Genomic DNA, 22465 nt, shown 5'->3' with positions numbered 1-22465 from the left:
TTGGTGAACAATTATGAAAAGTTTTCTTGACCAGGATTTTTTACTGCAAACCGAAACTGCCCGAAGGTTATACCACGAGTATGCCGCTGATATGCCTATTATAGATTATCATTGCCATTTGCCACCGGCGCAAATTGCTCATGATATCAATTTCGATAACATTACAGCTGCTTGGTTGCATGGGGATCATTACAAATGGCGGGCGATGCGCGCAAATGGCGTTAACGAAAGTTATATAACTGGCGGCAAAAGCGACAAGGAAAAGTTTGAGATGTGGGCGGCCACCGTGCCTTACACATTGCGTAATCCGCTTTACCATTGGACCCACCTGGAACTGCAACGCTACTTTGGTATAAGCTCCAGGTTAATGCCGGCAACTGCCGATGATATTTACAACGATTGCACGGTTAAATTGCAAAGCCGGGAGTACAGTGTTCAAAAGCTCATCAAGTCGCGCAACGTGGAAGTGATATGCACTACAGATGATCCTGTAGATAATTTGCAATACCATGATTTTATTTCGAAGAACGGCTTTGGCGTAAAGGTATTACCAGCTTTTAGGCCTGATAAGGCAATGAACACTGATGACCTGCCCGCGCTTAACATTTACATCAACCAGCTTGAGCAAGTTGCTGATATAGCGATGGTTAACTTTGATAGCTATTTAACGGCGTTGAAGAAAAGGCATAACTATTTTGCTGCGCACGGTTGTTGTGTATCTGATCATGGTGTGGACCGCATTTATGCCGAGGATTACACCGAGCGCGAAATAGCAGACATTTTTTACAAGATACGTTCGGGGCAGTTACTTACGCCGTTGGAAAGTGCAAAGTTCAAATCAGCAATGCTGTACCAGTTTGCCATATGGGATCATGAAAAAGGCTGGGTACAGCAATACCACATCGGCGCCATTCGCAATAACAGTACCCGTGGTTTTAAACAATCAGGACCTGATACCGGCCGCGATTCCATTGGCGATTTGCCTCAGGCCCGTAGCCTTTCAAAGTTTCTGGACAGGCTTGATGCCGACGGGCGATTAGCAAAAACCATATTGTACAACTTAAACCCGGCCGATAATGAAATGATGGCCACCATGGCCGGTAATTTCAATGATGGCTCGGTAGCCGGTAAAGTTCAGTATGGATCGGCCTGGTGGTTCCTTGATCAGAAAGATGGTATGGCAAGGCAGATCAATACACTCTCAAACATGGGCCTGCTGAGCCGTATGGTGGGCATGCTTACAGATTCGCGTAGTTTCCTGTCGTTCCCTCGCCACGAGTATTTCAGGCGCATACTGTGCAACCTGTTTGCCGATGATATCGAGAACGGAGAACTACCAAACGACTTGCAGTGGACAGGTAAGATAATACAGGATATCTGCTACTTTAATGCAAAGCGCTATTTTGACTTTGATAAAAAATAATTCAATCCTTATAAATTGATGAAAGCTAAAGAAGCTGTTTTAGATGCTATTTTAACACAGGGTATGTTGCCGCTGTTTTTCTACCCTGATGCAGATGTAAGTCTGGAAATCATTCGTACGCTTTATAAGGCAGGTGTACGCGTTTTAGAGTTCACTAACAGGGGTGATGAAGCGCTTGATACATTTGCCACCCTTAGCAAGGCTGTAAAGCAGGAAATGCCAGATATGCACTTAGGGATCGGTACGGTTAAAACGGAAGCCGATGCAGAAGCATTTGTGGCGGCAGGTGCCGATTTTATTGTATCGCCCATTATCGATGCAGGTGTGGCCAAAGTGGCCGCTAAAAATAGCATGTTATGGATACCCGGTTGTATGACACCTACAGAAATTCACCAGGCACAACAGCTCGACGCAGCGCTTATTAAGCTTTTTCCGGCTAATATTTTAGGGCAGGCATTTGTATCATCAATACGCGATTTATTCAGGGGACAGTTATTTATACCAACAGGTGGGGTGGAGATTGAGGCCGACAATATTTCAGGATGGTTCAGGGCCGGCGTGTGCGCCGTTGGTATGGGTAGCAAACTGATCAGCAAAGAAGTGTTGGACGAGCGTTTGTACGATAAGCTTTATGCTAATACCATTAAAGCGCTTGAACTAATTCAAATGAGCAGATAATGGCAGAGCAGGCTAATAATCCGCTACACGGCAAAACCCTCGAAGCCATTCTCAGCGCGTTGGTTGCCCATTTGGGCTGGCCGGAGATGGGCTATCGGATCCGCATAAATTGCTTTTTGGATAACCCAAGCATAAAATCAAGCCTCAAATTTTTAAGAAGAACCCCATGGGCGCGCCAAAAGGTTGAGGACCTATACCTCGAATATTATAAAGAGATATCGGCCAAAAATTAGTGCTTTTTCTTTTTGTTCATCTTCGCCTTCATTGACGAAGGGTAGTTGTAAGTTTTGGCATTCTCAGGTTTTTTCTGATGAAAGGCCTCACCTTTAACATACTGGTTAGGATCAACTTTATGATTTTGTTTTGGTTTTTCGGCCTTCTCAGCTTCCTTCTGCTTTCTGTCTTTTTCTATAACCAGTTCGTCAGGCAGTTCGGCGCGTTGCATCTTTTGGCCTGTAGCCTGTTCAATCTTAACTACCTCATCCAATTCAATATCCGTGGCAAATGTTAAAGCTAAGGTTTGGTTGTCGTCACTGTCAGTAGCCGTTTCAACACGTGCAATATATAGCTCCTTTTCAGCAGGGATATCAAAGTGTATAACAAATGGCAAACCCTCAAGGTCGGCAGTTACATCTATTTCATTAGCAATAATCAGCACACGATAATTGGCATCAGTCTTAAAAGCATCCACTGTATCCACGCTGTTATGCTCGTATGATAATGGCTTTATCAAGGCTGCTCTTTTACGCAACCGGTTATTTAAGCTTTTGTAAATTGTATCGGCTGTTTGGCGGGTATTAACAAAAACAATTGCTTTTGTAAACACTTCCTCATCCTGTAAAAACAGATTAAGCAAATTAAGCTTGGTGCCAAAGTTCGGTACGTTATAAAGCATTTGGGGCAATACGGGTAATTGCTCTTCCGCCGCTTCTTCAATTTCAATTGTCGTTGCGTTATCCATAAAAGGCGCAATCATTTTTTCAAGCTTATCATGCATCACCTCGGTAAATACCAGGCGCTGCGCTTTGCCAATACTATTGGCCAGCTCAACGGTAGGTAATTGAAGGCCCTTTTTAACTATAAGCTGGGCATCATCTATAACCAGCAGTTCAACCTTGTTAAGGTTAAGCGCAAGCTTTAGGTAAATAGCGCGGGCCTTGTCAGGCGTAGCTATTACAATGTCTGCACCATCGGCAAGTTCATCAAGCAAATGCTCGGTACTAACGCCCGCATGCAGCGTAACAATGCGTATGGTTTTATTTTTGTTTATCCGTTCAAAATGGGCGAGTATATCAAACACTTTGTCCTGGTCGGATGTAAGTATCAGCGCCATGGGCACGCCTTCGGCAGTGTGCTTAAAGCGGTTTAGCGTGGCCAAAACATGCGTTACTGTTTTGCCGCTGCCACCCGGGGCTATGGTTACAACATCCTGGCCGCCAATAATGCGTTTAAGGGTTTGCAGCTGCACCTCTTTAGGATGCGCATACCCAAGTTCCGTTACCGATCTTACCAGTTGCTTATTAAGCTTAAATTTTTCTGCCCAGGCCATTGTAAAAATTATAAAGAGCGCAAAGATACCATTTTAAGCTTCATGAGTTGGCACTGTAGTTTAAATAGCCTGCTCGCCAATGTCAAAAAAACCAATCTGTTTATAAATCCTCCCGCTAAATGATTTATATTGAGCCCACCAAAACATAAACCATTATTCATGGCAAAAGATAAAAACCTGGCTGCCGTAGCGCTTATTACTTCACTGTTTTTTATTTGGGGCTTTGCACTCAACCTTAACCCTATACTAATACCGCACCTCAAAAAAGCATGCCAGTTAACAGACTTTCAATCATCGCTTATCGACTCTGCATCATACGTGGCTTATTTCTTTTTGCCAATACCCGCTGCACAGTTCATGAAAAAATATGGATACAAGGGAGGTATTATATTAGGCCTGCTACTATTTTCATTAGGGGCCATGTTGTTTTATCCGGCAGCTGCCGTGCGTAACTATGGTTTTTTCCTTGGGGCGCTGTTCATCGTTTTCTCGGGCATGGCTTTCCTGGAAACCGCTGCTAACCCTTTAATTACACTCATTGGCGATCCTGCAAGTTCAACCCAACGCATTAACTTTGCCCAATCCTTTAATGGCCTGGCAGCAACGGTTGCGCCTCTAATGGGCGGCCTTTTCATATTATCTGGCAAAACACTTTCGGAGGCTGAAGAAAAACGCATGTCGCCTGGCCAGCTTAATGAATACCTAAACAAAGAGGCATCGTCTGTACAGATACCATTTGTTGTAATAAGTATTGTTGTGTTTTTAGTTGCGCTGATGGTATGGCGTACTGCTTTCCCGGCAATTAAAGAAGAAAATGACGAAAGCGTAACCGCTGATGGACAAACATTGCTATCAAGAATAGGGGTGTTGCTTAAAGATAAGCAGTTGATGAGCGGTGTGCTTGCCGAATTTTTTTATGTCGGCGGTCAGGCTTGCGTAAGCAGCTTTTTCATTCGCTTTAGTGAAAAGGTTGCGCAGATCGACGAGAAAACAGCCTCTACCATTTATCTGCCGCTTGCCTTTGCCGGCTTCATGGCTGGCAGGTTCATCGGCACATTGTTAATGAAGTATTTCAACCCCGTAAAGCTTTTGGTGCTTTATGCTGTTATTAACATCGTGCTGATCATCTCGGCAGTCAACCTTCATGGTATGGCGGCTGTGTATACGCTTATGGCGGTATGGTTCTTCATGTCAATTATGTTCCCAACCATATTCTCGTTAAGTATCGGCCACCTGGGAGCCAAAACAAAGCTTGGCTCATCATTGGTAATTATGGGGATAGTTGGCGGTGCTATATTGCCGCCTGTAATGGGCCAGCTATCAGACATGTTTAATATACAGGTAGCATACCTGGTTCCTGGTGTAAGCTTTGCCGTAATATTATGGTTTGCACTACGCAATACCAGGGTTAAAAACTTAGCCATAGCAGCTGGGCATTAATTTTATAACAATGGATCTGAATTTAAAAGATAAAGTTATTATAGTAACCGGCGGGGCAAAAGGCATTGGCGAGGGGATTGTTAAAGCGCTTGCCTCGGAAGGTGCCATACCTGTCATAATTGGCCGTAGTGAATCCGACAACATAAAAGTTGTTGACGATGTTATTGCATCTGGCGGTAAAAGCAGCCATGTTGTTGCAGAACTAACCAACCCGGCCGAATGTGAAAGTGCCGTAAAAGCAGTTGCCGATAAATACGGCCGTATTGATGGCGTAGTGAACAATGCCGGCGTTAATGACGGTGTCGGGTTGGAAAGTGGCAATTACGAGGCCTTTATGGCATCGTTGCACAAAAGCCTTGTACATTATTACCTGGTGGTACATCACGCCTTACCTTGGCTTAAACAATCAAAGGGTGCGATATTGAATATCACATCAAAAACTGCCGATACTGGGCAGGGTAATACATCTGGCTATGCTGCGGCAAACGGAGGGCGTAATGCATTGACAAGGGAATGGGCCGTGGAGCTGCTAAAATATGGCATTCGCGTAAATGCTGTTGTAGTAGCCGAGTGCTGGACACCCCTTTACGAAAAATGGATTAGCACATTGCCAAACCCCGAGGAGAAACTAAATGACATCCAATCAAAGATACCACTTGGCCAGCGCATGACCACAGCAGCAGAGATTGCCGACACTGCAATATTTCTGCTTTCGGACAGGAGCAGCCACACCACCGGGCAAATAATTTATGTTGATGGGGGATATGTGCACCTGGATAGGGCTGTAAGTTAACAACCAGCCTTTTTAATATAGCCCCGGGCCTTAATTTAATTTTGATTTAATTAGGGGATCGGTATTTTTGAGAACCAATTATTTCCTGATGCCTTATGCAATATCCTGACATACAAAAAATATTAGTAGCTGTCGACAATATAATTTTCGGTTTCGATGGCTTTAATATCAAACTGCTTTTAGTTGAACGGCCGCTAAAACCTTACAACGGTAAGTGGAGTTTGATGGGAGGCTTCATCAATGCCGACGAGTCGCCGGAAGAAGCAGCAACGCGTATATTGGAAGAACGCACAGGGCTCAAGGATATTTATATAGAACAATTCCATGTTTTTGGCGACCCAAACCGCGACCCGGTAAAGCGTACGCTATCAATTGCCTACTTTGCGCTAATTGATATACAACAATACGAAAAGCAGATAACCGACGAAAATAACCCGGAGTGGTTTTTACTGACCGAGTTGCCAGAAATGGTTTTCGATCATGCCGAAATGGTTAAGCTGGCTTTGCGCCAATTGCGTTATAAAGCGGCATTGCACCCTATATTATTCCAATTATTGCCGGGCAAGTTTACTATCCCGCAGTTACAGGCCTTGTATGAAGGTGTTTATCAAACCCGGTTTGATGATCGTAACTTTAGCCGTAAGCTACTTTCTACAGGCCTATTGGTTAAGCTGAATGAGAAAGACAAGCAATCGTCCAAAAAAGGAGCCTTTTATTACAGCCTCGATCAGTCTAACTACGAGCAAAAGTTTGGATCGTTCCTCAACCTGGTTCCTAATCCCGATAAGTTTTTTTAGTTAACGGGCGCATTGCAGATGTTCATTAATACACACAAAAATCATGCTTCCGGTTAACGGATGATTGTGTATTTTTAACCTATTCTGTATTAAGATGCCCTGTTACCCTTTTTCTGTTAATTTAAACTTTAAAGCATTTGCTGTTTTGGCTTTACTGCTCGCGCTGATGTGCAGCAGGGGCCATGGGCAAACCAACCAGGGCAAGGAGTTTTGGACAGCTTACATGTCGCACCAGGAGGATACGCAGGAAAGCCAGATGAGCCTATACATTACCGGCGATCAAAATACAACCGGTACTGTTGAAGTTGCCGATGGCTCGTTTACAATTCCGTTTAATGTAACTGCGCGGCAGGTAACGGTGGTAACAGTACCACACTCGGCGTTTATAAAGCAAGGCGGCAAGTATTTAAAAGGCGTACACATCACGGCAAAGCGAAACATTGCTGTATACGCCCATATTTTTGCGCAATCGGTTTCTGGAGCTACATTACTATTACCTGTAAATGCTTTGGGCCGTGATTATAAATCTATCAATTTTACACAAAAGTCAAACGCGAGGCAACCAAGTTACTCCACGCTGATGGTAGTTGCCACAGAAGACAACACAACTGTTGAAATTACACCTACTGCCGATTTGATAAGCCCTGCGGCCAATGCATCATTTGTGCCGTTTACAGTAGTGCTGAAGAAAGGCGAAGTGTTTCAGGGCTTGTCCCAAAAAGATTTGACAGGTTCGCGCGTCAGGTCGGTTGCATCAGCCACGGGCGAATGCAAAAAGATAGCTGTTTACTCAGGCAGTACTAAAATTGGCATCGGCTGTTCAGAAGGGGCTAACCTTGATAACTTCTTTTCCTCAGACAACTTATTCCAGCAGGTTTATCCAACATCATCATGGGGCAAAAACTATGTTACCGTGCCGCTCAAGAACAGGAGCTACGATATTTGTCGGATTGTATTTAGCGAGCCTAACACTATCGTTAAAATTAACGGTTTTGAACTCAATGCTGCGTCGACAGCAAATTCCACCTATTATGAATTTAATTCGAGCATAGTAAATGTAATTACGGCCGACAAGCCGGTTCAAGTTGCACAATATGCTGTTACTCAAGGTAAAAATGAATTTGATTGTTCCATCGACGCCAGCGATATAGGCGACCCGGAAATGATCTATTTAAATCCGCTCGAACAAACTATAGATCATGTCACGCTTTATTCATCGCCCAATGCTTATATAGTCAGCAGCTATATCAATGTTGTTATTCCAACAAGCGCTGTTTCAACGTTCTTGTTGGATGGAACGAGCGTCTCGTCGGCATTTAAAACGGTAGACGGTAACCCTGCCTATTCTTATGCGCAATTGAATGTTGCTGCTGGCACGCATTACGTAAACGCGGCTAAAGGATTTAACGCGATAGCTTATGGCTTTGGCCAACGGGAGTCATATGGTTATTCGGCCGGCACCAATCTGCAAAACCTCAACCAAAAGATTGAGTTTGTTGATGTACAAAATGGCAGTATAAAAGTAGGGGGCTGCGCTGATGTTGAATATAAGCTAAAGCTCACATTGCCTTATCAACCCAATCAAATAAGGTGGGTGTTCAGCGATGGGTCGCCAAGTTTTACTGATGCAGCACCCGTAGCAAAATCGGTATCGGTTAAAGACGGGCAATCATTATACACGTTTGAGTTTTATAAGTCTGTTAAATATGCACCAGGCGACTATACTGTAATTGCCAATGTAGTTAATCCGCAGGGTAATGATTGCGGAACGGAATCGGCCATTGAGTTTGATTTTAATATCTCTGCTTTTCCACAAGTTGTTTTTACTGCCGATAATACTTGCTTAAATGAGCAAACACAATTTACTGATGTTACCGACCAAACTAACAATACAATTAAAAGCTGGCATTGGGATTTTGGCGACGGGCAAAGCAGTAACGATAAAGACCCCATACACCCTTTTTTAACCGCTGGATCGTATACAGTAACGCTTACTGTTATCAATGAAAACGGTTGTTCATCTTTTACTTCAAAGCAGTACAAAATTTTACCAAAGCCGGCTGCATCTTTCTTGGTAACTACACCTGCATGTGTCAATACGCCACTGACCTTTACAGATCAATCTGTATCCGAAGGTGTGTTGAAACAATGGATTTGGGAATTTGGTGACGGCGCTGTAGAAACCCGGACGAACAATCAATCATTTACACATACTTATATTGCGGCGGGCACCTACCAGGTTAAACTAACGCTGGTGACAGAAAGCGGTTGCACAGCTCTAAAGCAACAACAGATCGTTATAGGCCTTAAACCTATTGTTGATTTTGCCCTGCCCGACGTTTGCATTGCCGATGCCTTTGCGCAGTTTACTAATAAAAGCGCGTTGGATAGTAGCGCAAATGGCCTTACTTACTTATGGAACTTTGGTGATAATGCAAGTGCACCCGGTCTCAATACTTCAACAGAGGCTAATCCTAAACACAGGTATGCAGCAGCCGGAGTCTACACGGTTTCATTAACCGTTACGAGCGCAGGCGGCTGTCCGCAAACCTTGAGTAAGCAATTTACAGTAAACGGCAGTGTACCCAAGGCCCGCTTTACAGTAGTTGATCCTAACAACTTATGCAGTGCAGCCGAGGTAGTGATTAAAGATGCATCAACGGTCGATTTTGGCCGGATCACCAGGATCATACTTTATTACGATTACGGTAATCAGCCACAAATATTTGAAACCTTTGCTAATACTAATATACCGACCGATGGTGTATACAAGCATCTATACCCGGTGTCTACTTCTACTAAAATATATAAAATACGTATGGCTGCTTTCTCGGGTGGGGTTTGCGAAAGCATCTACGAGCAGGATATAACAGTTAAGGGCAATCCGGTGGCAAGTATTGTACCGGTACCTCCCATGTGTTATAATGACCCGCCCGTGCCATTAACGGGTATCCACGATGGGTATAACGGAACAGGAACATTTAGCGGCCCGGGTGTAACGGCGAACGGTTTTTTTGACCCGAAACTTGCAGGTATTGGAAACTTTACCGTATCTTATCAATTTATTGCCGCAAATGGCTGCGATGTTGTTGCCCAACAGGTTATAACCGTTAATGCGTTGCCGGTTGTAAATGCCGGGGCAAACTTCACTATGCTTGAAGGTGGCCAGGCTGTATTGCCTGCTGTTGCCAGCGGTACAGGGTTAAAATACAAATGGACGCCCAGTACCGGCCTTGATCACGACGATGTGTTAAACCCGGTGATATCGCCCGTTGAAGATATTACTTATACGCTAACCGTTACAAATAGTTACGGTTGTAGCGTAAGTGATGCTATATTTGTGGCGGTATTGAAAAAGCCAATAGTTGTAAATACATTTACACCTAATGGTGATGGGGTAAATGATCTTTGGAACATAAGATATTTAGACTCTTATCCGGGCAGTACGGTTGAAATTTTTAGCCGTGCCGGGCAAAAGGTTTACTCATCTGTAGGATATGCTCACCCGTGGGACGGCAAGCTCAACGGAAGTGAGTTACCTGCGGGTACATACTATTACATTATAAACCCTAAAAATGGCCGTCAAGTTATTGCAGGCAATGTCACAATTATAAGATAATGACCAAGAACCTATACCTGCTTGTTTTACTTCTTGCATGCTCTGTTGTAACCCGTGCTCAGCAACGCCCGCAATACACGCAATACATTTTCAATAATTATTTATTAAATCCGGCAGTAGCGGGTATCGAGAACTATATAGATACCAAGTTGGGTTACCGCAGCCAGTGGACAGGACTCGAAGGCGCTCCCGTTACCAGCTATTTTTCGATAAATGCACCGATAGGCACCGATTTCCTGGAAGGCGATGCTACAGCATTTCCCGTATCAGGTGGGCAGTATCCCTCAAGCAGGATGTATACACGCGATTATCGTGCATCAGAGCCGCACCATGGTGTTGGCTTTATGGTTGTGTCTGACAAGGCGGGCCCTATAACCCAAACCAACCTAAGTGCGAGTTATGCTTATCACTTAGGTATTACAGACAGGTTAAATGTTTCGGTAGGGGTATCCGGCGGGTTTAACCATATCATATTAAATACAAACCAAATAACGCTCGAGAACCCGAATGATCCAACCATTAACAACCTTGGGCCAAACCAATGGCGGCCGGATATTGGGGTGGGTATATGGGCATATTCGTCTAATTACTACTTTGGGGTTTCGGCGCAGCAGCTTTTACCGCAAAACCTTTATTTAACATCCGGCCCTACTGCGCAGCAAAGTAAATCGAGCCCGCATTATTTTGTAACGGGCGGTTATAAGATTTTTCTCACTGATGAAGTATCCTTATTGCCATCAGCATTGATAAAGTTTATCAAGCCTGCACCGGTTACCTTTGATGTGAACATGCGTTTGTCTTTCCAGGACAGGTTTTGGTTTGGCGGCTCATATCGCCGTAATGACTCATTTGCTGCAATGGCCGGCTTCAACCTAAGCTCGTTTGTAAACGTTGGTTACTCTTACGATATGACAACATCTGCCTTGCGCACAGTAAGTAATGGCACGCACGAAATTGTATTAGGCATAATGCTTAACAACCGTTACAAGATAACCAGTCCGCAACATGGATGGTAGCAGGTAGGAGAATCAAGAGTCAAGAATGAATATTAAAAGAAATGCCCTTCAACTAAATAAAGGGCATTTCTTTATATCACTATTTTGTTTTTAGATTTGCACGTCTTGATTCTTGAATCTCACGTCTTGATTCTAATCTATAGCTCCTTCCTGAGCCTTGCCACCGGGATATTCATCTGCTCGCGGTATTTGGCAACGGTACGGCGGGCTATGTTGTAGCCGGCTTCCTTTAAAATCTCAGTAAGTTTTTCGTCGGCAAGCGGATGACGCTTATCTTCTTTACCTATATGTTCTTCCAATATTTTCTTTACCTCTTTGTTAGATACTTCTTCGCCGCTTTCGGTTTGGATGGCTTCGCTGAAGAACGACTTTAATAAGAATGTTCCATGTTCGGTTTGTACGTATTTGGAATTGGCCACACGAGATACGGTAGATATGTCCATGCCAATGCGGTCGGCAATATCTTTCAGGATCATCGGCTTTAAATTTTTATCGTCGCCGGTCAGGAAGAAATCGTACTGATATTGCATGATGGCATTCATGGTTTTAAGCAGCGTTTGCTGGCGCTGTTTTATGGCATCTATAAACCACTTTGCCGAATCGAGCTTTTGCTTTACAAACTGTACAGCCTCTTTAAGCTTTTTATCCTTTTGAGATGCCTTATCATAATGCTGAAACATCTCCTGGTACGATTTACTCACCTTAAGCTCAGGCGCGTTTTTGGAGTTTAGGGTAAGTATTAATACACCATCATTATTGCTGATGTGGAAGTCAGGAATAACCTGCATTTGCTTAGTGCTTACCTCGTTGCTGTCGCCCGGTTTTGGGTTAAGCTTCAATATCTCGTTTACAACGGCACGCAATTCTTGCGATGACATATTAAGTGAGCGCTCCAGCTTATCGTAATGCTTACGCGTAAATTCCTCCAGGTAATTTTCAACTACCAAAATGGCCTTGCGCACAATTGGGTCGCCTGCGTCTTTCTTACGTAATTGTATAAGTAAGCACTCCTGCAAGGTGCGTGCACCAACGCCGGCCGGGTCAAAGCTTTGTATCACCTTAAGCATGTCCTCAACCTCTTCGTCTTCGGCCATTACGTTCTGCGAGAAGGCCAAATCATCAGTAAGTGACATGATTGGCCTGCGCAGGTAGCCGTCATCGTCAAGGCTGCCAATAATTTGTTTACCTATGGCAAAATCTTTATCGGATAGGGGAAGCAAATCCAGTTGCGACTGCAGGCTCTCAAAAAATGAGCTTTGTACAGCAATCGGAATTTCTTTGCGTTCCTCATCATCGTCGCCATTTTGGTCATAGCGCGATCCATAATCGTTAACGCTGTCGTCCTGTAAATAATCGTCAATGTTAAACTCATCCATTTCGCCCTTATCCTCGTTCATGTCATAATTGTCATCATCGGGGTCGCGGTCGGGATATTGCTCTTCAGGTTCGTTAAGATTAGTTAAGCTGATGTCCTCAAGTGCAGGGTTTTCCTCCAGCTCTTCTTTAATACGGGTATCCAGAGATACGGTAGGCACCTGCAACAATTTGATAAATTGTATTTGCTGCGGAGATAGTTTTTGTAATAATTTTTGCTGAAGGTTCTGTTTTAACATAAGTATATAGACGCGGCATCAAAAATACACCAATTACCTTGTTATAAAAAATGGAAACTTTGTGAAACGCGTAAGTGTTAAATGCGCAAAAAAAAGATTTGTTTGGCTATCCGGTTAATTAATTAATAACTTTAAAATAAACAACACACATACAATATGGGATTCGTTAAAGAGTTTAAAGAATTTGCTGTTAAAGGCAACGTACTCGACTTAGCAGTGGCAGTAGTTATAGGTGCTGCGTTCAGCGGAATAGTAAAATCACTTGTTGATGATATTATCACCCCGGCGGTTTTAACTCCGGCGCTTAAAGCAGCTAACCTAACCAACCTTGCCGAGCTTACCGTGCCCGGTACAGCCATTAAGTACGGAAACTTTATATCGCAGGTTATATCATTCTTTATTATTGCATTATCACTGTTCCTGATCATCACAGGGATCAATAAGTTTAAAAAGAAAGAAGCTGTTGCACCAACTGTGGCCCCTGCTCCAACCAAAGAAGAAGAACTACTTACTCAGATAAGAGATATATTGGCTGCTAAAAACGGTACTGTATAGGCGCCATATGAGTCAAATAACAATCGGCCTTTGTTGCCGGTTGTTATTTAAGCTTCACTTTAAAATGTTTTGGGTAGCGATGCATCCGTCAGGATGATGTAATCGCCCAGTTTAGCGTATTTGGTCCAGTCAGGGTTTAAAAAATTTTCGTCGGCGTAAGCCTGCACGGTGATGGTTTTAATACCCGGTGCGTATTTAAGTAGTTGAGCAACCGTACCCAGTTTTTCCTCGCTGTGAAAGCCGCCATTTATCTGCATTATTTTAAAGCCCTTGTGCGCTTTGTAAAACTGCGCTATTGAGTAAGCCATGGTGGCATCCCATAAATTTTGAGATTGATATATTTTTAAATTACCCATGGCGGCGTGTCCGCCCATCAGGTTAGCAAATTTTTCATAGTAGGGACCGGTAACCGTATCAATTGGTAGCGGGGCTAACCAAGCCTTTGCAGTAGCGCTCAGTTTGTTTAGTTCGGCAAGGCCTGCGCGTGTGGTTAGGTTGGTATAACGGGTAGGGGCGTTTGCTGCAATAACAGGTATGCCTGTTGCTTTTGCTATCTCTATCATTGGGCGGTAGTCTTTATAGTTGTTCCAGGCACGGCCTTCAGTAACCAGGTTTTTTTCGCGAATCAGTCCGGCGAGGTATTCGTTTACCACTGTCTGGCAATCCGTCTGGAACATTTCCATCGATAGTGCCAGTTTACCCGGATACTTATCAGCAAGTTTTTTGAGTAAGGTGTGCTCCAGGTAATGACCAGTAGAATCATTATGTTCTTCGCCAAAAAACAGCACGTCGGCCTTGTCCATATCTTTGACGATATCATGAAGGCTTGCCGGTTGTTTTTTTGCAGTATTGTATATTTTGTAGTGCGTGTCTATACCGGCCTGGCAAAAAGCAATTGCAGGTGAGGTGAGCAATAATAGTATGTTGATTAAAAATCTCATAGCAAAATATGGTGTGTTAATATGTTGATAAAAACGGATTATCAAATTAGCGCATTAGTATTTGAATAAACTAAAAAAAAGGCTACATTTGCACTCTTATTTCAAAAAGGTCGAATAGTAAAGAATAAAATATAGCCATGAAAAGAACGTTTCAGCCCTCACAAAGGAAAAGAAGAAATAAACACGGTTTCCGTGAGCGCATGTCATCTGCTAACGGCAGGAGAGTACTTGCAGCAAGAAGAGCCAAAGGCAGAAAAAGATTGACAGTATCTGACGAGCGTCGCCATAAAGCTTAATACATACTGGTTGTTTAATTCCTTTTAACAAGGGGCCGAACCGGTTGTATAGCTCATTTAGGTTCAGCATTAACAACTATATGGACACTTTTAAAAAAGAAGAACGGTTATGTAATAAACGGCTGATTGACGGGCTGTTTCATAATGGTTCTTCTTTTTTATGTTATCCTTTTCGCGTAACCTGGCAGTACGCTACAACACCCCAGCCTCACCCGGCACAGGTTGTGATTGCTGTAGCCAAGAAGCGATTTAAACACGCGGTTGACCGTAACCTTATAAAACGGCGCATGCGTGAGGCTTATCGCCTTCACAAACAAATTGCCCTGTACCAGGCCCTTCAAACAGCCGATAAGCACATCATCATGTCGCTTTCCTATATCGGCAAAGAAATAATGCCTTTTGATGTTATTGAAAAAAAGATGCTGAAGCTAATGCAGCAGCTTAACGAGCAATTTTCAAGATGATTTGGCTTTGGCAAAATATAAAGGCTGCATTGGCCTGGCTGTTTCTGCTTATTATTAAGCTGTATCAATACCTGCTATCGCCATTATTAGGTGCATCGTGCAGGTATACGCCAACATGCTCGCAATACGGTGCCGAGGCCATTAAAAAGTATGGGCCCTTTAAAGGCGGCTGGCTTACGCTTAAGCGCATAGGCCGCTGCAACCCATGGGGTGGCCATGGGCACGACCCGGTGCCTTAATATTAAGGAAAAATTCAAAAATCAAAAGTTAAAAAATGGATTAAGCTTTTAGGATGACATTTAACACGACTTGTTTTTTAATTTTGACTTTTTAATTTTGATTTTTGACTTTCCCCAAAATGATTCTACAGATAGAAACCGCTACCACCGCCTGCTCTGTTGCCCTTGCTAACAACGGTGAAGTTATCGCCGTTAAAGAAATTAATGAACGCAACATACACGCCGAGGTTATTACGGTTTATATTGATGAATTAATTAAACAAAGCAATATTAGCTATAGTGATATTGATGCAATAGCGGTAAGCTGCGGACCCGGATCATACACCGGATTGCGTATAGGTGTATCTACAGCAAAGGGCTTGTGTTTTGCGTTAGATAAGCCTTTAATAGCTGTTGAAACGCTTGCAGCCATGGCTGATGGCGCAGTAAAGCATGGGCTTGTACCAACTGATGCATTAATTTGCCCAATGATTGATGCACGACGCATGGAAGTTTATACAGCTGTTTACGATGCAAAAGGTGATATTATAAAAGCTACCGCCGCAGAAATTATAGACGAAAGCAGCTTTTTGGACTTACTCCAGGATAACAAAATGCTCTTTCTTGGCGATGGTGCCGAAAAGTGTAGAGAAGTACTGAGCTATTCGCCTAATGCCTATTTTGCTGGAGATTTTCAAAATTCAGCTACCTATTTAACGGGTATCGCTCAGCAGAAATTCATAACACAACAATTTGTTGATGTAGCCTATTTTGAGCCATATTACTTGAAAGATTTTGTTGCCGGCAAAAAGGCAGTGGTTTAATAATTATCCTCTCCTTTGTTGAATATCTTGTGCCATAAGCGAGTGAAAAAACCTCCTTTAGGCTCACCCATGGGGATGTAGCTGGCATTCATAGGATGCTCGATAGGCTTGCCAAACTTTACTGCAAATCCCATAAATACATCTGCGCCGGTATAACTGTGGGTACGGTTTACCTGACCGTCATTGCCGTTTGCTGCTATAAGCAGGCGGGTTGAAGGTATAAGGCGCTCGGTACCTAAAAAGAATTCAACATTTGGTGTTTTTACCATTAATTGCCCACCCATGCTAAAAATACGGTTGGTTTCATACGATGCTGTAATTGTTGCACTGTAATTTTTGTAATATACAGGGTTTACCAGGGCAGCTGCAATCCCGTTATATAACATTTCCTTAGATACGATGAGGGTAGGTGAGTAGCGTAGATTGGTAGCAGGGTTTATCCAATAAGTTTTATTTGCGCTTATCTCAAACTTTGCATTAGTTGCCGTTACAAAAGAGCCTACTGTAGGGTTGCTTTTAACAATTCTTTCGGCTGTGTTGTAAATACTGTCTTCACGATGGCGGCCCGAAAGTTCATTTATAACACCAAAATCAGCAAAGCGGTAAGTATTTGACCGAGCGCTCCAGTGTATAAAACCCAGATCTTTTACGTTTGCCTGGATAACAAAATTGTCGCGCGTTTTAATGGTTGTTCCAAAGCTGATACCAGCGCCGGGGTTGCGTAGTGTTGGTAACAGATCGTGACGGGTAAAATCGCCGGGAGTGTAATTGATACGGTAGGTTCCCGCAAGGCCAAGGCTTGCACGGTCATTAGGTCTGTCAATCACAAATTGCGAATTGTCAATATCAAGATTTTGATACTCAATACCAAGCAAGGCGCTTATTTTGAAGCCAAATGATACTTTTTTATTGATATTTTCACGATAGGAAAAACCAATTTGGTGATAAGCTTGGTACCGTATATTATCATTAAAGATGTTGCTGTAGCTATCTTGCGGGAAAAAGGATGCCCCGTTAAATATTCCGACCGACTCATCGCTGAACAAGCCTCGGCCTTCGGCACGTGTTTGGGTAGAAAAACCCAGTTCAGTATTGCCATCAAGGCTGCCGAATATCCTCAGCATGATGGAGTAAACGTTGGCATCGGCATATGTTCTGTTCACACGACCTTCACCCACCCGTAAATAGGTTTTGGTGTACCTTCCTAAAAATGCGCGGCTCTTTAGTGGAACCTGCGCATCGCCTGTGAGGTAAAAATTACCCGTAAGGTTGGGTACAAAAAAGTTAAATGCAATGCTACGGCTGGAGTCTGGAATAAAACTTGATACCGAGGTGTTCTCGAAAGACTCACGGACAGTGCCGGTATTGTAGTGAGAATATTGCTGTGCTACAGCAGTTTGTATAATTAAACAAAAGAAAAAAATTGGTAGAAATATTCTCATATAATCCGCACCTTATTAATTGGGTGTTGCATTACCCATACAATCAGTTCAAAAATTGCTCCGAATCATGTTTGTGGGCTATCACAGCTTTAAACGTATTTTAAGTATAAGGGTTGTAATAATTAAAACTTTTATTGAACTTAATTTGCTGTGGTATCTCTTTGCAATTGCTGCATACAAAAGTTGGTGTAAAAATTATCATCTGCCGCCGTAAGCTGATAAGACGCAGCGTAGAAATTTTTAAACGTCCGCTCATTGTTTAAATAGTCCGAATACACATCGGTTTTTAGTTGCGATTTTAAAATTGATTGGGAATTTTTAAAATTGATGAAGAAAGCTACATTGCTTCTCTCGGACATTAAGTTGTCAAATTGTAGATACTGATCTGTTTTGTTCAATAATTTATGGTTTAAATAACTATTGGCAAAACTCTCAATCTCCCTGGCACTATTTGCCAGTATCAGCAAGTTATCCATAATCTGAAAATAGGGCCTTTTAAAGCTGTTGAATGCATCACCCATTAACAGGAACGGCACTTTGCCATAGTTAAATTGGCCAATATCATTCGTGATCATAACACTTATGTTGCTCATTACCGGGAAAAGCTTTGAGCCGTCCTTCACATCAATTATGGCAAACTTCTCCTGATAGCGGGTGGTTACTACTGCAAACTCGTTTCCTAGGGCACTGTTTAATTCATTCCTTAAGGCGATGCCTGTTTCGGCCTTAATTTTTGCAAGCAACGCATCTTTCTCTTTTCTTAAACCTGCCTTGAGTTGAAACTGATCAAGATCGGCCATGTATTTATGCGGGTCAGACACACCCATTGTCATGGCATAGGCTGTTGTTGATGGGTATAACTCTTTCAGTACATTTTTTACAGGCTTTTGAGCAGTGAAGATATTTAAATAGCTACCTGTTTTTTCTTGCTGAATGTTGGAGTAACCGCTAAACATCAGCGCGTCGGCCTTGTAGTTGAGGTTAAGCGCCGCTAACGCAGGCAATAGCCTGAAGCTTTTAAAAATATCAGAATAATGATCGGGCCTAAAAAAATTATCGAACAGCGGATTAAGCTGCTGATAGTTTACATAAAGGTTGGCCAGCGAGTTGGAATTTTGTTTATCTGGCAACAGCAAAAACGAAATCTTATCCTTGCTATGCTTAAATGCTACGCTTTTTAAAAGCAGGTCCTTAGAAAAGCTTCCTGCATATATGTTTGCTTCTTTGTGAACAATGTAAAAACGTTTTTTTAGAGCCGATAAGTAAATAGTATACCCTTGCTTATCGCCAAGCTTAAGCGGTGTTAGTACAAAGCCGCTTTTCTTTTCTTTTAAAATTTTATCAAAGCTATGAATATCAAAATTTTTTTGCGCCGCAGCGGTTAATAATATATCGGCACCTGTATCACCTTTACCATGTATGGAAGCATAAATGTTGCTTCCGGTAAATGCAGCCTGCAGTACCGCATTGCCGGCAAAGGTTTTGTTTAAAGTATCAAGCTCAGTAGATTTTTCTTCACCAATTATATTGCTTATGAGTTGGTTACCTGCAAAAATGTCGTAAAAGCTTTTCTCATTGGCAAACTCAAAAACCAGTGCAGCATCATCCGGAATAGTACGCAATATATTGCCTGCCCGCATGTTTGAGATGGTTAAGTTGTCGAAGTACTTAACGGTTACATATGCGGTAGCGGCAATTAAAATTAACGTAATAACTATCAGTCGTTTCATCCTGGGTTTGCTGGGCGCAAGTTAGAATTTTACTGTACTACAATAAAGTAATACTTTCAATTGGTTAACTTAGCCTTTTATAACTGCATGAACAAACAAATTATTATAACCGCGGCGTTTTTTGGAGTTTTGGCGGTTATTGCAGGTGCCTTCGGTGCACATGCCCTGCGGTCGTCTTTACCGCCCCGTGGTCTCGAAGTTTGGCAAACCGCTGTACAATACCAGTTTTACCACGTATTTGCGCTGCTTTTTTTGTCAACGTTTACAAGGTTTAAAAACAAGCTTATAGTTACCACATACTATCTTTTTGTGCTGGGTATTATATGTTTTTCGGGTTCGCTTTACTTATTGTCTTGCCGCGATTTATTGGGCATGCCCGGCCTGGCAGCATTGGGCCCGGTTACACCACTTGGCGGCCTGTTGTTTATAGCCGGTTGGATTACACTTGCGCTTGCCGCGTTCAGAAACAAATAAGGAATTAAATGTTAGAATTTTCGGAGAGTACATATACGCAGCGCAAAACGCTGTTTGTTGAGGTTATTTTACCACTTGCTATAAGCCGTAACTATACCTACCGTGTACCTTTTGAAATGAACAACGCTGTTGCCGTTGGTAAAAGAGTGGTGGTACAGTTTGGTAAAAGCAAACTGTACACGGCTGTTGTTGCGGCTATAACTGAGCATGCACCAAAAAAATACGAGGCGAAATACATTATTGAGATACTTGATGATAACCCTGTAGTAACGGAAGGGCAGCTTAAGTTTTGGAGTTGGTTGAGTGAATACTACATGTGCAACGAAGGCGAGGTTATGAATGCTGCGTTGCCGTCAGCATTAAAACTGGCCAGTGAAACCAAAGTAATGCTCAATAAAGATTTTGAGTATGATAAGGCATCACTTAATGATAAGGAATACCTGATAACCGAAGCCCTTAGCATACAGCCCGAATTAACCATTAGTGACATTGTAAAGTTGCTTGGGCAAAAAACAGTATTGCCTATTCTTAAAACCTTGTTTGAGAAAAACATTGTTAATATATCTGAAGAAGTAAGCGAGCGTTATAAGCCTCGACGACGTACTTACATTACTATAAACCCGGCCTATCACAATCAGGACAGCCTGCGCGAATTGTTTGCCATATTGGAAAAACGGGCACCCAAACAGGCCGACGCGGTGTTGGCGTATATCAAGTTATCGCGGCAGCAAAAGATTGTTTCCAAAAATGAGCTGATTGAGGAAAGCGGCAGCGGCGAATCCAGCATAAAATCGCTGATAGAAAAAGAAGTATTTTTTGCGGAAGACCGAAATGTTAGTCGTCTTGGCCATGATGATAGCGAGGCTATAAATGAGTTTACACTTAGCGCAGCGCAGCAATTGGCTCTCGAAGAGGTAAACCGCAGCTTTGGCGATAAAGATGTGGTTTTACTGCATGGCATAACATCATCAGGTAAAACGCAGATCTATATCCGCTTGATCGAGCAAATGGTGGCCACAGGCAAGCAGGTATTATACCTGCTACCCGAGATAGCACTTACAACCCATATTATCGAGCGCCTGCGCATGTACTTTGGCAGCGATATTGGTGTGTATCATTCCCGGTTCAATGATAATGAGCGTGTAGAGGTTTGGCAAAAGGTGCTTAATAACGAGTACAAGGTGGTATTAGGCGCCAGGTCGTCGGTGTTTTTACCCTTTAGCGATCTGGGGCTTATTATTGTAGATGAGGAACACGAAACTTCTTACAAGCAATATGACCCGGCCCCGCGCTACAATGCCCGCGATGCGGCTATCTATCTTGCTAATATGCACCAAGGGAAAGTTTTGTTAGGGTCGGCCACACCGTCTTTTGAAACCTACTATAATGCCCGTGTACATAAGTACGGTTTGGTAAACCTTTCGGAAAGGTTTGGCGGCGTACAGTTGCCTACCATAGAGGTTGTAAGCATAAGCGAAGAGTTGAAACGCAAAACCATGCAATCGCATTTTACAAGCGTTTTAATGGCTGACATGGCGCTTGCTCTTGAAGCTAAGGAGCAGGTAATTCTATTTCAGAACCGCAGGGGATATGCACCCGTGCTAATGTGTCGCGTTTGTGCTTACACACCAAAATGTATAAACTGTGATGTTAGCCTTACTTACCATAAGCACAGCGGTAAACTGCATTGCCATTACTGCGGTTACAAGGAAGACAGCCCGTCTATCTGCCCGGCATGTGGCTCAACACACCTGGAGTATAAAGGTTTCGGTACCGAGAAGGTTGAAGATGAGCTATCGGTACTTTTGCCTGATGTTAAACTGGCGCGGATGGATCTCGACACCACTCGGTCGCGTAATTCGCTCCAAATAATTTTAAATAATCTTGAGGAAAAGAAAATAGATATATTGGTTGGTACCCAAATGGTGGCCAAGGGGCTTGATTTTGCCGATGTTACCGTGATAGGTATCATCAATGCAGATAGCCTGCTTAAATATCCCGATTATCGTGCTAACGAGCGAAGCTACCAGATGCTTGCCCAGGTTAGCGGCAGGGCAGGGCGAAGGGATAAACAGGGTAAAGTAGTTATACAAACGTATGATCCTAACCACCGCGTAATAAAGCAGGTTATTGAAAATGACTACCTCGACCTGTATTTAACGGAAATGGAGGAGCGAAAGAGTTTTAAATACCCGCCATACTACCGTATCATCAACCTGGATATAAAACATAAAAATGCCGAAGTGTTGTATAACCAAGCCGAATATTTGGCTAACGAACTGCGCAAGCATTTTGGAGACAGGGTTATAGGGCCCGAGCCGCCTCTAATCAACCGTATCCGTAATTATTACATCAAATCTATCATGCTTAAATTTGAGCGTGACACCATATCTATTGTTAAAGCCAAGGCCATAGTTCGTGATGTGATCACGCAATTCCAAACCACCAAGCTTAGCAAGGGCAGTATTGTGCAGCCGGACGTTGACCCATATTAATAGGATTTTACCAAAGCATTCAGCAGACGTTGAAAAATAAATAATCTAAAAATCAAACCAATAAATTTTGCATTGGGCAATAAATCCTTTTCATCAAT

At 42.9% G+C, this 22465-nt stretch carries 20 protein-coding genes; 15 read left to right on the top strand and 5 right to left on the bottom strand.

The annotated features are described in order from the left end of the window. Positions 1–13 precede the first annotated feature (13 nt). Genes uxaC through FPZ43_RS04315 form a run of 3 tightly spaced genes read left to right on the top strand, consistent with a single transcriptional unit; the run spans position 14 to position 2334 of the window. A complete protein-coding gene (uxaC, locus tag FPZ43_RS04325; protein ID WP_146380602.1) occupies positions 14–1423 on the top strand; it encodes a glucuronate isomerase in 1410 nt (469 codons plus the stop codon). A gap of 18 nt (positions 1424–1441) precedes the next feature. Further along, complete coding sequence (locus tag FPZ43_RS04320) at positions 1442–2101, top strand: beta/alpha barrel domain-containing protein (RefSeq protein WP_186461758.1); 660 nt, start codon at positions 1442–1444, stop codon at positions 2099–2101. After that, complete coding sequence (locus FPZ43_RS04315) at positions 2101–2334, top strand: VF530 family protein (protein WP_146380600.1); 234 nt, start codon at positions 2101–2103, stop codon at positions 2332–2334. The genes FPZ43_RS04320 and FPZ43_RS04315 overlap by 1 nt, the downstream gene beginning before the upstream one ends. Here FPZ43_RS04315 and FPZ43_RS04310 read toward each other — a convergent pair. Further along, a complete protein-coding gene (locus FPZ43_RS04310; RefSeq protein ID WP_146380599.1) occupies positions 2331–3650 on the bottom strand; it encodes a DEAD/DEAH box helicase in 1320 nt (439 codons plus the stop codon). The genes FPZ43_RS04315 and FPZ43_RS04310 overlap by 4 nt on opposite strands. Before the next feature lie 159 nt (positions 3651–3809). On the opposite strand from FPZ43_RS04310, the gene fucP reads away from it, so the two are divergent. The 5 genes from fucP to FPZ43_RS04285 all read left to right on the top strand — a co-directional run bounded on the left by fucP (position 3810) and on the right by FPZ43_RS04285 (position 11315). Then, complete coding sequence (gene fucP, locus FPZ43_RS04305) at positions 3810–5090, top strand: L-fucose:H+ symporter permease (RefSeq protein WP_146380598.1); 1281 nt, start codon at positions 3810–3812, stop codon at positions 5088–5090. Between the two features lie 10 nt (positions 5091–5100). Continuing rightward, a complete protein-coding gene (locus tag FPZ43_RS04300; protein WP_146380597.1) occupies positions 5101–5883 on the top strand; it encodes an SDR family oxidoreductase in 783 nt (260 codons plus the stop codon). 95 nt (positions 5884–5978) lie between these two features. Then, the gene (locus FPZ43_RS04295; RefSeq protein WP_146380596.1) at positions 5979–6680 is read left to right on the top strand and encodes an NUDIX hydrolase; all 702 of its coding nucleotides are present in this window, start codon (positions 5979–5981) and stop codon (positions 6678–6680) included. 94 nt (positions 6681–6774) lie between these two features. Continuing rightward, complete coding sequence (locus tag FPZ43_RS04290; protein ID WP_146380595.1) at positions 6775–10299, top strand: PKD domain-containing protein; 3525 nt, start codon at positions 6775–6777, stop codon at positions 10297–10299. Beyond that, positions 10299–11315 carry a PorP/SprF family type IX secretion system membrane protein gene (locus FPZ43_RS04285; RefSeq protein ID WP_146380594.1) on the top strand — a complete coding sequence of 339 codons (1017 nt, stop codon included), beginning with the start codon at positions 10299–10301 and terminating at the stop codon, positions 11313–11315. The genes FPZ43_RS04290 and FPZ43_RS04285 overlap by 1 nt, the downstream gene beginning before the upstream one ends. A 137-nt stretch (positions 11316–11452) precedes the next feature. On the opposite strand, the gene rpoN is transcribed toward FPZ43_RS04285, so the two are convergent. Then, positions 11453–12928, bottom strand: a complete 1476-nt coding sequence (gene rpoN / locus FPZ43_RS04280; protein WP_146380593.1) for an RNA polymerase factor sigma-54 — start codon at positions 12926–12928, stop codon at positions 11453–11455. Positions 12929–13084: 156 nt separating this feature from the next. On the opposite strand from rpoN, the gene mscL reads away from it, so the two are divergent. Next, a complete protein-coding gene (mscL, locus tag FPZ43_RS04275) occupies positions 13085–13483 on the top strand; it encodes a large conductance mechanosensitive channel protein MscL (protein WP_146380592.1) in 399 nt (132 codons plus the stop codon). A gap of 59 nt (positions 13484–13542) precedes the next feature. Here mscL and FPZ43_RS04270 read toward each other — a convergent pair whose 3' ends face one another. Next, a complete protein-coding gene (locus tag FPZ43_RS04270; RefSeq protein WP_146380591.1) occupies positions 13543–14424 on the bottom strand; it encodes a ChaN family lipoprotein in 882 nt (293 codons plus the stop codon). Between the two features lie 137 nt (positions 14425–14561). Here FPZ43_RS04270 and rpmH point away from each other — a divergent pair, with 137 nt between their 5' ends. From rpmH to tsaB, 4 genes are all read left to right on the top strand, one after another. After that, positions 14562–14720, top strand: coding sequence for a 50S ribosomal protein L34 (gene rpmH, locus FPZ43_RS04265; protein WP_146380590.1), 159 nt, complete (start codon positions 14562–14564; stop codon positions 14718–14720). A gap of 80 nt (positions 14721–14800) precedes the next feature. Continuing rightward, a complete protein-coding gene (rnpA, locus tag FPZ43_RS04260) occupies positions 14801–15184 on the top strand; it encodes a ribonuclease P protein component (protein WP_146380589.1) in 384 nt (127 codons plus the stop codon). Continuing rightward, entirely contained in the window at positions 15181–15423 is a 243-nt protein-coding gene (gene yidD, locus FPZ43_RS04255; RefSeq protein ID WP_186461757.1) for a membrane protein insertion efficiency factor YidD, read from the top strand. The genes rnpA and yidD overlap by 4 nt, the downstream gene beginning before the upstream one ends. A 119-nt stretch (positions 15424–15542) precedes the next feature. Then, positions 15543–16226 (top strand): tRNA (adenosine(37)-N6)-threonylcarbamoyltransferase complex dimerization subunit type 1 TsaB, encoded by a 684-nt coding sequence (tsaB, locus tag FPZ43_RS04250; protein WP_146380587.1) that lies wholly within the window; start codon positions 15543–15545, stop codon positions 16224–16226. Here tsaB and FPZ43_RS04245 read toward each other — a convergent pair. Further along, positions 16223–17668: a DUF5723 family protein gene (locus tag FPZ43_RS04245; RefSeq protein ID WP_146380586.1), complete on the bottom strand. Its 1446-nt coding sequence runs from the start codon at positions 17666–17668 to the stop codon at positions 16223–16225. The genes tsaB and FPZ43_RS04245 overlap by 4 nt on opposite strands. 140 nt (positions 17669–17808) lie before the next feature. After that, positions 17809–19398: a hypothetical protein gene (locus tag FPZ43_RS04240; protein WP_146380585.1), complete on the bottom strand. Its 1590-nt coding sequence runs from the start codon at positions 19396–19398 to the stop codon at positions 17809–17811. 87 nt (positions 19399–19485) lie between these two features. Here FPZ43_RS04240 and FPZ43_RS04235 point away from each other — a divergent pair, with 87 nt between their 5' ends. Both FPZ43_RS04235 and priA read left to right on the top strand, forming a co-directional pair. Then, positions 19486–19872 (top strand): DUF423 domain-containing protein, encoded by a 387-nt coding sequence (locus FPZ43_RS04235; protein WP_146380584.1) that lies wholly within the window; start codon positions 19486–19488, stop codon positions 19870–19872. Between the two features lie 8 nt (positions 19873–19880). After that, positions 19881–22367 (top strand): replication restart helicase PriA, encoded by a 2487-nt coding sequence (gene priA, locus FPZ43_RS04230; protein ID WP_146380583.1) that lies wholly within the window; start codon positions 19881–19883, stop codon positions 22365–22367. Positions 22368–22465: the final 98 nt, after the last annotated feature.

This window comes from Mucilaginibacter pallidiroseus, assembly GCF_007846085.1.
Classification (GTDB): Bacteria; Bacteroidota; Bacteroidia; order Sphingobacteriales; family Sphingobacteriaceae; genus Mucilaginibacter; species Mucilaginibacter pallidiroseus.
This window is presented reverse-complemented; position numbering and strand designations above follow the sequence as displayed.